The organism is Streptomyces sp. NPDC088707, assembly GCF_044752725.1.
Taxonomy (GTDB): Bacteria; Actinomycetota; Actinomycetes; order Streptomycetales; family Streptomycetaceae; genus Streptomyces.
In genome coordinates this window covers 1638670-1651238 of record NZ_JBIVLV010000001.1, presented here as the reverse complement: position 1 = coordinate 1651238, position 12569 = coordinate 1638670, and the positions used below count along the sequence as shown (strand labels likewise).

The 12569-nt window shown below is 71.9% G+C and carries 12 protein-coding genes; 7 read left to right on the top strand and 5 right to left on the bottom strand.

The genetic code is table 11. The features are described 5' to 3' along the window. From ACIP84_RS07390 to rpmB, 5 genes are all read right to left on the bottom strand, one after another. Positions 1-3647: type I polyketide synthase (locus ACIP84_RS07390; RefSeq protein WP_401795548.1), on the bottom strand; the 3647-nt coding region annotated here is incomplete at its 3' end. Between the two features lie 371 nt (positions 3648-4018). After that, complete coding sequence (locus ACIP84_RS07385) at positions 4019-4393, bottom strand: hypothetical protein (protein WP_401795545.1); 375 nt, start codon at positions 4391-4393, stop codon at positions 4019-4021. 39 nt (positions 4394-4432) lie between these two features. Next, positions 4433-5014, bottom strand: coding sequence for an RNA polymerase sigma factor (locus tag ACIP84_RS07380; RefSeq protein ID WP_401795542.1), 582 nt, complete (start codon positions 5012-5014; stop codon positions 4433-4435). A 320-nt stretch (positions 5015-5334) separates the two neighbouring features. Continuing rightward, entirely contained in the window at positions 5335-5640 is a 306-nt protein-coding gene (rpsN, locus tag ACIP84_RS07375; protein ID WP_401795539.1) for a 30S ribosomal protein S14, read from the bottom strand. Further along, a complete protein-coding gene (rpmB, locus tag ACIP84_RS07370) occupies positions 5640-5876 on the bottom strand; it encodes a 50S ribosomal protein L28 (protein ID WP_401795536.1) in 237 nt (78 codons plus the stop codon). Before rpmB ends, rpsN begins: the two co-directional genes overlap by 1 nt. 79 nt (positions 5877-5955) lie before the next feature. Between rpmB and rpmG the strand changes: the two genes are divergently transcribed. The 7 genes from rpmG to ACIP84_RS07335 all read left to right on the top strand — a co-directional run bounded on the left by rpmG (position 5956) and on the right by ACIP84_RS07335 (position 12546). Beyond that, a complete protein-coding gene (gene rpmG, locus ACIP84_RS07365; protein WP_209497550.1) occupies positions 5956-6120 on the top strand; it encodes a 50S ribosomal protein L33 in 165 nt (54 codons plus the stop codon). A 133-nt stretch (positions 6121-6253) separates the two neighbouring features. Continuing rightward, on the top strand, positions 6254-6499 hold the full coding sequence (locus tag ACIP84_RS07360) for a type B 50S ribosomal protein L31 (RefSeq protein ID WP_229315468.1): 246 nt from the start codon (positions 6254-6256) through the stop codon (positions 6497-6499). Continuing rightward, a complete protein-coding gene (locus ACIP84_RS07355; RefSeq protein WP_401795532.1) occupies positions 6499-7659 on the top strand; it encodes a CobW family GTP-binding protein in 1161 nt (386 codons plus the stop codon). The genes ACIP84_RS07360 and ACIP84_RS07355 overlap by 1 nt, the downstream gene beginning before the upstream one ends. A 33-nt stretch (positions 7660-7692) precedes the next feature. Further along, positions 7693-7929: a 30S ribosomal protein S18 gene (gene rpsR, locus ACIP84_RS07350; RefSeq protein ID WP_355965474.1), complete on the top strand. Its 237-nt coding sequence runs from the start codon at positions 7693-7695 to the stop codon at positions 7927-7929. A gap of 211 nt (positions 7930-8140) precedes the next feature. Next, the gene (locus ACIP84_RS07345) at positions 8141-10054 is read left to right on the top strand and encodes a choice-of-anchor A family protein (RefSeq protein WP_401795528.1); all 1914 of its coding nucleotides are present in this window, start codon (positions 8141-8143) and stop codon (positions 10052-10054) included. A gap of 236 nt (positions 10055-10290) precedes the next feature. After that, the gene (locus ACIP84_RS07340) at positions 10291-11586 is read left to right on the top strand and encodes a hypothetical protein (protein WP_401795526.1); all 1296 of its coding nucleotides are present in this window, start codon (positions 10291-10293) and stop codon (positions 11584-11586) included. Between the two features lie 27 nt (positions 11587-11613). Next, positions 11614-12546 (top strand): YhjD/YihY/BrkB family envelope integrity protein, encoded by a 933-nt coding sequence (locus tag ACIP84_RS07335; protein WP_401795523.1) that lies wholly within the window; start codon positions 11614-11616, stop codon positions 12544-12546. Positions 12547-12569 lie beyond the last annotated feature (23 nt).

Sequence of the window (12569 nt, the reverse complement as noted above, 5' to 3'; positions counted from 1 at the left end):
ACCCGGCCCGAGGCGACGCTCGACGTGGTGCCCGTCAGGCCGAATCCGGCGGCGCCCGCCGCCGCCTCACCCAGCCGCGGACCGTACTCCTGGGCCATGACACCGGCGAACACACCCGCCTGGGCGCCGCGCAGCGAGTCCGGGGCGATGCCGGCCCGCTCCAGGGCCTCCCAGCACGTTTCGAGGAAGGCGCGCTGCTGCGGATCCATCGCCAGCGCCTCACGCGGCGAAATGCCGAACAGCTCGGCGTCGAAGTCCGCGGCGTTCTCCAGGAAGCCGCCGTCGCGCACATAGGTGGTGCCCACATGGGCGGGGTCGGGATGGTAGAGACCGTCGAGGTCCCAGCCCCGGTCGGCGGGGAACCCCGAGATCACGTCGCGCTGCTGGGCGACGACCTGCCAGAGCGCCTCGGGGGAGTCCACTCCGCCCGGGAAGCGGCAGCCCATGCCGACGATCACGATCGGATCGTCGTCCTGGTCGGCACGGTCCCCGGGGGCCGCCGTGTCCTGCCGGCCGTCGGCCAGCACCGCCGCCAGGGCGGCGGGGCTGGGGTGGTCGTACACCACGGTCGTGGGGAGCTTGCGCCCGGTGGCGGCGACGAGCCGGTTGCGCAGCTCGACGACCATCACCGAGTCGATGCCCAGCTCCTTGAACGTCCGCCGCGGCTCGATCTCGGCGGCGGAGTCGTAGCGGAGCACGGCGGCGGTGTGCGCCCGCACCAGCTCCAGGGCGGCCGGGCCGGTCAGCGAGCGGGCCGGCTCGGCGTCCTGCGCGTCCTCGATGCCTTCCGGGAGCTCCGATGCCCGGACGGAAGCCGTCCGCGTCGGCGCGGTGCCGGCCGACGGCAGCGCGCGGGCGGTGTCGGACGGCCCGGCGATCCAGTGGCGGCGCCGCTGGAAGGCGTACGTCGGCAGCTCGGCGCGCGTGTCGCCCGCGGGCAGGACGGCGGACCAGTCCATGGGCGCGCCGTGGCAGAACGCCTCGCCGAACGCGAGCAGCAGCCGCTGCGGGCCGCCCTCGTCGCGGCGCAGGGTGCCCAGCGCGGCGACCGGCAGGTCCGCCGCCTCCGCGGTCTGCTGGACGGCGAGCGCGAGCACGGGATGCGGGCTCATCTCGATGAACAGCTCGTGCCCCGCGTCGAGCAGCGCGCGTACGGCGGGCTCGAACTGCACGGGCTCCCGCAGGTTGCGGTACCAGTAGTCGACGTCCAGCTCGGACCCGTCGAGCGCTGTGGCGGTCACGGTCGAGTGCAGCGGCACGCTCCCGGTGCGCGGTGCGATACCGGCCAGCTCCGCCGGAAGCGTGTCGCGTACGGCGTCGACGTGCGGGCTGTGCGAGGCGTACGCGACCGGCACCCGGCGGGTACGGACGTCCTCGCCGTACCCGGCGGCCAGCGCGTCGAGGGCGTCCCCGTCACCGGCAACCACGGTCATGCCGGGCGAGTTGACGGCGGCCACGCTCAACCCCGGGTGCGCCGCGAGGTCTTCGCGCACCTGGTCGGCGGGCAGCGACACGGTGAGCATCCCGCCGCCGCGTCCGGCCAGCGCGCCGAGGGCGGCGCTGCGTACGGCGACGAGTCGGGCCGCGTCGTCCAGGGAGAGGGCGCCGCTGACGGTGGCGGCGGCGATCTCGCCCTGCGAGTGGCCGACGACCGCCGCCGGTTCGACGCCCGCCGCGCGCCACAGCGCGGCCAGGCCGACCATCACGGCCCACAGTGCGGGCTGCACGACGTCGTCACGGTCGAGGGCCGGCGCGCCGGCGCGGCCGCGCAGCACATCGGTCAGCGCCCAGTCGCGGTAGGGGCGCAGCGCGCGCTCGCAGTCCTCGACGACCTCGGCGAAGACGGGGGCGCTGTCGAGGAGTTCGGCGGCCATGCCGGCCCACTGCGAGCCCTGGCCGGGGAAGACGAACACGGCCTCGCGGACGGCCTGGTGGCTGCTGCCCTGCACGGCGCGCCGGTCGACGCCGGCGTCGGCGACAGCGTCCAGTGCGGCCAGCAGGTCGTTCCGGTCGGCGCCGACCAGGACGGCCCGGTGGCTGAAGGTGGTCCGGTCGTGGGCGAGAGCCCGGGCGATCTCGGCGGAATCGAAATCCCGGGCGGCGAGGAATTCCCGTAAGCGGGCGGCTTGGGCGCGCAGTGCCTTGTCGCCGCGCCCGGACAGTACCCAGGCGAGGGATTCGGGACCATCCGAATCGTCCCGCCGATGCGGCTGGTCCGGCTTGGTCTCGGCGGCGGAGGCGGCGTCCTTCGGCCATGATCCGAGCACCAGGTGGCAGTTGGTTCCGCCCATTCCGACCGACGTCACACCGGCGACGAGCGGTCCGTCGGGATGCGGCCAGGGTCCGGTTTCGGTGGCGGCGGTGAGCCGGAGATCGGCGAAAGGAATCTGCGGATTCGGGGTCTCGAAGTGGAGAGTCGGGACGAGTTCCCGTTCGGCGAGGCAGAGAATCGTCTTGACAAGCCCTGCGATGCCTGACGCGCCTTCGAGGTGGCCGATATTGGTCTTGACGGACCCGAGCCGGAGGGGATTGTCCGAAGAGCGGAACGAGGCGAAAACAGCGCCCAGAGCAGATGCTTCGATGGGGTCGCCGACCCGGGTGCCCGATCCGTGTATTTCTACGTACTGTGCTTGTTCCAGCGGTATTCGCGCATTGTCCCAGGCATCGCGTATGACGCGTTCCTGGGCTTTTCCGTTCGGAGTGGGAAGGGTGTCGCTCGCGCCGTCGCTGCCGACGGCCCCACCGTGCAGCACGCAGTGGATGCGATCCCCGTCGGCCAGGGCCCGGCTGAGGAGCTTCAGCGCCACCACGCCGCCGCCCTCGCCCCGGACGTAACCGTTCGCCCGGGCGTCGAGTGCGTAACATCGCCCGTCGGGCGAGAGGCTTCCGAAGGCGGCCAGGGCGTGGGTGCTCTCCGGCGCGAGGTTGAGATTGACGCCGCCGGCGAGGGCCACGACGGACTCGCCGCGGCGCAGGCTCTCGCAGGCCAGATGCACCGCGACCAGCGCGGACGACTGCGCGGTGTCGACCACCATGCTGGGGCCCCGAAGCCCGAGGGCGTACGAGACGCGGTTGGCGATGATGCCCCGGTGCAGCCCGGTCACGGTGTGCGCGGAGGTCGCGTCGGGTCCGGCCGCGTGCGTGACGGCCGTGTAGTCGTCGGCGATCGCGCCCATGAAGACGCCGGTGGCGGTGTCGGCGAGGGTGGCCGGAACGATGCCGGAGTCCTCGAGCGCCTCCCAGGCGAGTTCGAGGACGAGTCGCTGCTGCGGGTCCATCGCGGCTGCTTCACGCGGGGAAATGCCGAAGAACTCGGCATCGAAGGTGTCGACCCTGGGCAGGAAACCACCGGGACGAGGCGAGCCGTCGGCTAAGGAGGCAAGGTGTGCGCGATCAGCGGGCGGCTCCGCTATGGCATCTCGGCCGTTCCTGAGAAGATCCCAGAATTCGGCGGGATTCGCCCCGCCGGGAAAGCGGCAGGAAAGCCCGACGACGGCGACCGTCCGGTCGTCGATATCGCCCGGTACCTGCTGCGACGGTCCATCCTGGACCGTCGGCACGCGCTTTTCCGCCGCACCGCCTGAAGGGCCTCGTACCGCGCTGTCTGATGGCGTTGCTGCCGCCTGGATTTGGGCATGGCGGATCATGGTTTTCCTGCTCCCCCCGTGAAGCACGATCAACGGCACGGCCGACTCGGCGGCCCAGCCTGAGTCAATCTCGATTCGGACCCTAGCATCGAGTCGGCGCTCCGTAAACCAATGGCAAGGGTGCGCGAGTCGGTCCAAGAATCAATATGCCGGTAAACGGGGGGACCGGCATCGAGGGCCTATCTCGCGTAGCCGCGCAGTTAACCACGCGGAAACAGCGCGTACTTGTGCAGCACGCGCTCTCTCGCCGCGGACGGCTTATTCCGTCGGAGAACGACGGGCCTTCCGGCGGCCCATGCCTTCCGGCCCGGTGGCCTCACCCTGATCGGTCGACAGGGGTGAGAATCAGCCGGGCCGAAAGTGCGGACCAGTCACCGGGAAGCGGCCGGGATGTCTCTGTCGGCGGCCGGCTCGTCCGCGGTCTTCACCGCCGGGTCCGCCTTGGTGAGGGTGCAGACGCCGTCCACGCACTGGCGCTCCAGCCGACCGCGCGAGATCGTCTGTGCCAGGCCGACCATCCAGCAGGTGGGGCAGCCACGGAAGGCGATCAGGGCGAGCGGGGCCGCGAGCAGCGTGGCCGGACCGGCGACGGGCACCATGGCGATCGAGCCGATGATCAGCCCGAAGCCGATGAGGCCGCGCGCCAGGTGGCGCGGAACGGACTTGCTGGCGAAGTTCATGTCGTTCGCCGGGGCCTTCGTGGTGACCCGGATCTGGTCGCCCTGCGCGGGCTTCACGATGTTCACGGTCGTGACTCTCCTCCGACGGGGTGGTCGATGGCTCGATCAAGCCGCCTGGTCGGTGGCCTGTTCGGGTGCTTGGTCGATCGCTTCCAGTGACTGACGTACCGTCGCGCGCGCTCGGTGCAGCCGGGACTTCATCGCGGCGTTGCTCAGACCGAGGGAATGAGCGACGGCCCTGCCGGGCAGGCCCTGGATGTCCCGCATGATCAGGACCTGCCGCTGGTCGCGGGGGAGTGCGCCCACCGCGGCCGCGATCCGCTCCACTTCCAGCCTGTGCAGCACCGCTTCCTCGGCGGACGGCTCCGCGGACGCCTCCGGCTCGACCGGCGGCTCGTCGTTGCGATGGACGAGGAACCGCACCTGCCGGAGGCATTCGTTGCGCACGATCCGGAACATCCACGAGGCGAGCGCGCCGGTGGCCCGCAGGGTGCCGATCTTCCGGTAGAGGATGATCAGCGCCTCCTGCGCGGCGTCCTCGGCGTCCTGGGGCGAGGCGCACAGCGACTTGGCGAACTTGCGCACATGGGGCTGCGATTCCATGACGACGGTGGTGAGCGACGTGACGTCGCCGTCCTGAGCAGCCTTGATCAGCCGCTCGTCCGGCCAGGAGAAACGTTGGTTCATGTGCAACTCATACCCGGCGGGCGCCACGCGCGCAGGCACTCGTCAGCTTCGGCTCTTGTAGCGCCGCATGAGGTGCCAGCTGCACGCGCCCACGAGCAGGACTCCGATGACTACGAGGGCCGTGACCATGGTGTTCCTCCTGTTGTTCCGCCGGCGCGTTCGGCCGGTACACACATAAGAGACGGCGACCCCCCAAGAGGATTCAGATCTGGCGGAAGTTTTTTTCGCCGCACACCGCTCGGGGGGCCGTCCGGGGGCTCACATCGGTCCACGGCGCTTGCGTCGTGCCAGGTCAGAGCCCTTTCAGGTCTCCTGGAGGACTACCAGGAGGACTTGGTGACGCCGGGAAGGAAGCCCGCGTGCGCCTGCTGCCGGGTGCGGACGCGGGAGAGCCCGAACCTCCGCAGGTAGCCGCGAGGCCGGCCGTCGACGCTGTCGCGGTTGCGGACCCGGGTGGCGCTGGCGTCGCGCGGCTGCCGGTCGAGTTCCTCCCGCGCGGCACGTCGCTGCTCCGCGGTCGACGACGGGCGACGGAGGATCTCCGTCAACTCGGACCGCCTCGCGGCGTACCGCTCGACGACCTCCCTGCGCCTCTCGTTCCGCGCGATCTTGCTCCGCTTCGCCATCAGACCTTCCCTCCGCGCGCCCGGATCCGGGCCACGGCCGCCTCGATGCCGATCGAGTCCACCGTCCTGATCGCCCGCGCGCTCAGGGTCAGCCGGACGGTGCGGCCCTCGCTGGGCAGCCGGTAGCGCTTGTGCTGGATGTTCGGGTCGAAGCGGCGCGGGGTGCGCCGGTGGGAGTGGGAGATCGCGTTGCCGAAGCCGGGCTTGGCTCCGGTCAGCTGGCAGTGGGCGGACATGGGTGTTACCTGCCTCTCTCTGTGGCCGTCGTCGGCCATCGCTTATTGGAAATGAAAACCGTTGCCATATACTAGCCTCATGGCACGCAACGAACTCCGCCCCGTCATCAAGCTGCGCTCCACCGCGGGCACCGGCTTCACCTACGTCACCCGCAAGAACCGTCGGAACGACCCCGACCGGCTGGTGCTGCGCAAGTACGACCCGATGGCCCGCCGTCACGTCGACTTCCGCGAAGAGCGCTGAGCACTCCCCGTCGCACACGACCGCCCGGAGCCGCATGCGGCGGCTCCGGGCCGTAAGAGCCGCACAGCAGAGCTCAGCGGATGAGCTCAGCAGCAGAGCCCCCAGAAGCGCCGCACAGAAGAAAGGTCCTGCCATGAAGCCCGGCATCCACCCCGCCTACGGCCCCGTCGTCTTCCGCGACACCGCCTCCGGCTCCGCGTTCCTCACGCGCTCCACCCTGACCAGCGAGAAGACGATCGAGTGGGAGGACGGGCAGACGTACCCGGTCGTCGACGTCGAGATCTCGTCGGTGAGCCACCCCTTCTACACCGGCACCGCCCGTGTGATGGACACCGCCGGCCGCGTCGAGCGCTTCGAGCGCCGCTACGGGGCCCGCTGATGGCGCGGGATCCCCGGCTGCCCGTCGTGATCGTCGCCGGGATCCACTCGGACGCCCGCAAGGAGGTCGTCGACCGCCTCCTGCGGGCCGTCCCCGGCAGCGTCGCCCTCCACCACGACCTGACGGGCGCACCGGACGGCACGGTGCGCCGCCTCGTCCGCGACGCGAGCGGGCTCCTGTCCGAGGACGGGACGCCCCTGGTCGACGACTGCGCGTGCTGCGCGCTGCGCGAGGACCTCGTACCGGAGCTGGAACGGCTGGCCGACGCCGGGCTGACCCGGCTCGCCGTGGTCGAACTGTGGGACTCCGTCGAGCCGAAGACGATGGCCGAGGTCGTCGCCGCCCATGCCGGGGACGGCCTCACCCTCACCAACGTGATCACGGCGGTGGACCCGGCTCTCGTACTCCCGTATCTCGGCAACGGCGACGACCTGGCCGACGTCGGCCTGGCCGCCGCCCCCACCGACCGGCGCACCGTCGGAGACACCTTCGCCCGTCAGCTGGAGTACGCGCCCGTCCTCGCGCTCGTCGACACGGAGCGCGCCGACGACGAGGACCGTGCGCTGCTTGCCCAGCTTCACCCCACCGCCCGCCGTGTGGCGGCCGACTCGGGCGAGCTGGCCGAGGCCGCCTTCGCGGCCTTCTCCGGTTTCGACGTCGAGGCCGCCGCGGCGGCGCAGCACCCCGCGTGCGCGCTGCTGCCGCAGGACGCGGACGACGCCGGTGTCACCACGCTCGTCTGGCACCGCCGACGCCCCTTCCACCCCGAACGTCTGTACGCGGCACTGGAGGACCTGTGCTGCGCCGCCGCGCGCAGCCGCGGCCGTTTCTGGCTGGCCGACCGCCCCGACACCCTGCTGGCCTGGGACGCCGCGGGCGGGGCGCTGTGCGTCGAGAGCGCCGGCCCGTGGCTCGCCTCCCTGCCGGACGCCGCCTGGGACTTGGTCCCGCCGATGCGCCGGGCCGCGGCAGCCCTGGACTGGCACCCCGAGCACGGCGACTGCTGCCAGCACCTCGTCTTCACCTCGCCGGGGCTCGACCGCGAAGGACTGGAACGGCTCCTCGAGTCCTGCCTGCTCACGGACGAGGAGTACGCGTCAGGGCCGGACGGCTGGAGGCACCTGCCCGCCGCCTTCGACTCCCTCCTCGACGCCGCCTGACCCACGCACCACCCGACCCGGAAGGACACCCCCATGGCCCGCCGCCAGGAACCCCGCAAGCCCCTGAAGTCCCGGCCCAACCCGCTGGACGCCGCCGAGATCACGTACATCGACTACAAGGACACCGACCTGCTCCGGAAGTTCGTCTCGGACCGCGGCAAGATCCGCAGCCGCCGCGTCACCCGGGTCACCGCCCAGCAGCAGCGGCAGCTCGCCGCGGCCGTCAAGAACGCCCGGGAGATGGCCCTGCTGCCGTACGTCAGCCGGTGACATCCGGAAGGGGAGGCCGCCCGCCGGCCCGGCGCGGGGAGCGGGGCCGCCCGCCGGCCCGGCTCGGAGAGGCATTCCTGGTCACGGTCCGTCGTCCCTCTGCTCCATTCGGCAGGCGCCGTTCATGCCCCGCAGTGAGTGCCGTCCCCGACCGGATCAACCCCGGAGGCCGTGCGTGGTGCTCCGACCAGGGGGAACGGACACTCGCGGCATGACATCCGATACTCAACGGCGCCCGGCGCGCCCTCGGAGACGTACCGGCGCCATCGGGCTCGCGTATGCCGTGTCCCTCGTCGCGGTCCCCGCGCTCATGCTCGGCCCGAGCGCGTCCGTCGCGCTCGCGGCTCCCCTGCCCGGAGGTCTCGGTCCCTGCGTTCCCGGGGACTGCCCGGACGAGTTCCCCGAGATCGACAACGGCGACATCGCGGGACGCGACGACGCGATCAACATCTTCGTCGGGAACGACTTCCTCGTCCGGGGCCGGGCGGCCGAGGCCGAGGGGCGGGTCGTGGTCCTGGACGACTTCGACCAGAACAAGGACGCGGCCGCCGGCGGCACGTACAACCTCGGCATCGTCGGCGTCGGATCCCGGGTCCCTCCGCCCGACGGGTCGGACTTCCTCACCACCGGCGGAGGCGTCACCATCGCCGCGGGCCAGACCCTCGACACGAGGGGCGGCCTCCTGACGGAGCAGGGCATCGTCCGCCACGCGGGCCCGGTCTCGGGAACCGTCACCGGCACGTCGGTCGAGGACGCGAACGCCGTCGTGCCGTACGCCGGACTGCGTGACCGGCTCACCGCCGCGAGTCAGTGCTACGCCCGCGTCGACGGCCGACCGAGGACACCCACCGGCACGGCCGAGCACCAGGGCGGCCGGACGCTCTTCACCGGTGACGGGACCTCGCAACTCCAGGTGTTCAACGTCGACTTCGACATGCAGGGCCCGACCGGAGGCCAGGAGGGGATCGTGTTCGCGAACATCCCCGACACCGCGACGGTCCTCGTCAACGTCGTGGGCGGCGCCCGGAAGCTCACCACCTACAGCGGCGGCATCGACGACGACACCGACCCGCTCAACTCCTACCGCGAACGCTTGCTGTGGAACTTCCCGGACGCCGCCACGGTGGACCTCGCCGGCACCGGCCAGTTCCAGGGCAGCTTCCTCATCGGCAACCAGGCGTCGACCACGACCGTCACCCTGCCCGGCATCAACGGCCGCTTCTTCACCACGGGTTCCCTCACCCACACCAGCGCGGCATCGGGCGGCGGCGGCCAGGAGTTCCACGCCTGCCCGTTCAACGGCGACCTTCCGAACTGCGACGGGACCAGCACGGTCACGGGCGAGGTGCGGGTCCTGAAGACGGACGCGGCCACCGGTGCGGCGCTCCCGGGTGCCACCTTCCGGCTGTGGGAGGAGACGAACGGCGAGTCGGGTCTCCAGACGAGCGGAACGAACCCGGACACCGTGCTCGGCGAGCTCTGCACGACGGGTGCGGACGGTGTGTGCGAGCGGACGGTGGAGACGGGGACGTACTACTGGCAGGAGACGGCTGCCCCTGACGGGTACGACCTGCCGTCGCCCGCCGTGTTCGGACCGCTGGTGCTGACCGAGGCGAACGCGGAGGCGGGCGTGTCCGTCACCGCGACCAACAGCCGTACACCGGTTCCGCCCGGCACCGGCTCGGTCCGGCTGCTCAAGGCCGACGCGGACAGCGGCCTGCCGCTGAGGGGCGCGACCTTCGAGCTGTGGGAGGAGACCAACGGGATCACCGGCCTGCAGACGGGCGGCGCCGACCCCGACACCCGCGTCGGGACTCCCTGCACCACCGATGTGACGGGGCTCTGCTCCTTCGGCGAGCTGGAGAACGGCTCCTACTACCTGAGGGAGACCGCCGTCCCGGACGGCTACGTCCTGCCCACCGACCCGGTCACGGGCCCCTACGTCATCGACGACGGCCACAAGGTCGTGATGGCCCGGCTGGACAACAGCCGAGCCGACGACCACTGCGAGGACGGGGGCTACGGCGACGAGGGATACGGAGATGAGGGGTACGGCGACCAGGGCTACGGCGACTCGGGCTACGGCTCGTGCCTCCGCGGCGCCAGCCGCACCGGCATCGCCTGATCATCGCCTGATCACGGCCCATGACCGCTGATCACCGCTGATCACCGACCGGGCAACGACGAGGCGCGCCCACCGTCCCGAGTGACGGTGGGCGCGCTTCGGTACGTGGGCGGCGGACAGGAGCCCTGAACAGCCGGGCCGTCGCGGGTGACCGTGCCCTCACCCGTTCGTCCCGTCCTGTCTGGCCCTCACCGTGCGCGCGGGATTGGCTGGGCGCACACCGCGAGGAGGCACCCGTGCCGGACGACGAGAAGCAGGACGAACTGGCCGCGCTGCGCGCGCGGGTCGCCGCGCTGGAGGGGGAGGCGGCCGCCCGGCCCGCTCCCCGCCATCGCGGCCGCTCGTTCCTGGCCGCCGTGCTCATCGTGATCGGATGCCTCCTCGTTCCGCTGGGCATCGTCGCCGCGTGGACCTCCGACATCGTCGGAGACACCGACCGGTACGTCTCCACGGTGGCCCCGCTCGCCTCCGACGCGGACGTGCAGGCGGCGGTCGCCAACCGGGTCACCGGTGCGGTGATGGAGCACATCGACCTGGAGGACCTCCTGGAGGGGGTCGCGCCCGAGCAGCGGCCGCTGCTCGCCAAGGCGCTGGGGAAGCTCGGCGGCTCGCTGGAGAGCGCGGTCAGCAGCTTCGTCCACGACAAGGCTCAGGACGTCGTCGCGTCGGACGCCTTCGAGACGGTCTGGACCGATGCCAACCGGGCCGTCCACACCTCCGTCGTCCGCGCCCTGACGGGCAGCGGCGACGGAGCCGTACAGATCAACAACGACACCGTGACGGTCGACCTCGCGCCCGTGATCGAACGGGTCAAGGAGCGGCTGGTCGACTCGGGACTCACCGTGGCCGGCAAGATCCCGGAGATCCACACCGACTTCACGGTCGTCAAGTCCGAGGACATCGGCAAGGTCAAGACCGGATTCCGTCTGCTCCAGGTGATGGGGCTGTGGCTGCCGGTGCTCGCGGTGCTGCTGGTGGTCGCGGGGGTCCTGCTGTCCACCCATCGCCGTCGCACCGTGATCGCCTCGGCGATCGGTGTCGCCGTCGCGGCCCTGGTCCTCGGCATCGCGCTGACCGTGTTCCGTACGGTCTACCTCAACGCGCTGCCCGACACCGTCTCCCAGCCCGCCGCCGGGTCCGTGTACGACGCGCTGATCCACTTCCTGCGCACCACGGTCCGCATGGTGGTGACCCTCGGCCTGGTGGTCGCCCTCGCCGCCTGGCTCACCGGCCCCAGCCGCCCCGCCGTCGTCACCCGCCGGATGTGGAACTCCGGCATCGACGCCACCCGTACCGCGGCGGACCGGGCCGGTCTGCGGACGGGCCCGGTCGGCCCCTTCGTCCGCCGGTACCGGACGTGGATCACCTGGATCCTGGTGGCCCTGGCCATCCTCGTGTACGTCCTCTGGGACCACCCCACCGCATGGGTCGTCGTCGGCCTCGCGCTGGCCCTGCTGTTCGCCTTCGCGGTGGTCGGGTTCCTCGCGGCGGAGCCTGCGGACGCCGACGAGGAAGCGTCCGTCCGGACGTAGGGCGGTCGGATGCCCGGAGGAGGCCGGATGGGGCGCTGGGCGGCCCGGTCCCGGCACCTGCGCGCGAGGGCGGAGGAGCGGCTGCCCGTCCTGACCGAGATCGCGAGCCGGTTGCTGGGCGGGAGCCTGCTGGACGCGGGGACCCGGCTCGCGGCCCAGGCCTTCCTGGCCGCCGTACCGCTCCTGTTCGCCGTCGCGGCGTTCGCCCCGGCCTCCGTGCGCGACCAGCTGCGGGACTCCCTGCGCGCCATGTTCGGGCTGACCGGGCGCTCGGACGTCGAGCTTCAGCAGGTCCTGGGCGACTCCGCCGACGAAGAGCTGCGGGAGACGACCGGGGCGGTCGGCCTGGTCATCGCGCTGGCCTCCGCCACCAGCTTCAGCCGGGCCATGGCCCGGGTCTGCGAGCGGGCCTGGGCCCTGCCCAAGGCCAAGACGCGGGTCGCGGCCTGGCGGTGGGTGGTGTGGCTGCTCGCGCTGCTCCTGGTGGTCCTCGTGCAGGGCCCGCTGCGGGACGGTTTCGGCGCGGGCCTGTGGCTCGGGGTGCCGGTGTTCTTCCTCGTGAGCGTGGGCATCTGGATGTGGACGCAGCACCTGCTGCTGGCCAAGCGCGTTCCGTGGCTGCCGCTGCTCCCCGGCGCGATCCTGGCGGCCGCGACGACGAGCGCCCTGGCCCTGACGGCCCGGCTGTACATGCCCGCCGCGCTCAACAAGGCGCTCGGGGAGTACGGCTCCCTCGGCCTCGTCCTCACGATGCTGTCCTGGCTGATCGTGGTGTGCGCGGGGATCACGTTCGCGTTCACCATCGGGGCGGTGCTGGCCCAGGAGCCGCCCCTGAGCCACCACCTCGGGCCGAGGACCTACGCACCGGTCGGGGCGACGGACGGGAGGACGCCCCCCTCGTCGGAGCCGGAGCCGGAGCAGGAGCAGGGGTCGGAGCCAGGGCCGGAGCCGGATCGGTGACGCTTGCGTGCGGTTCAGCGCTG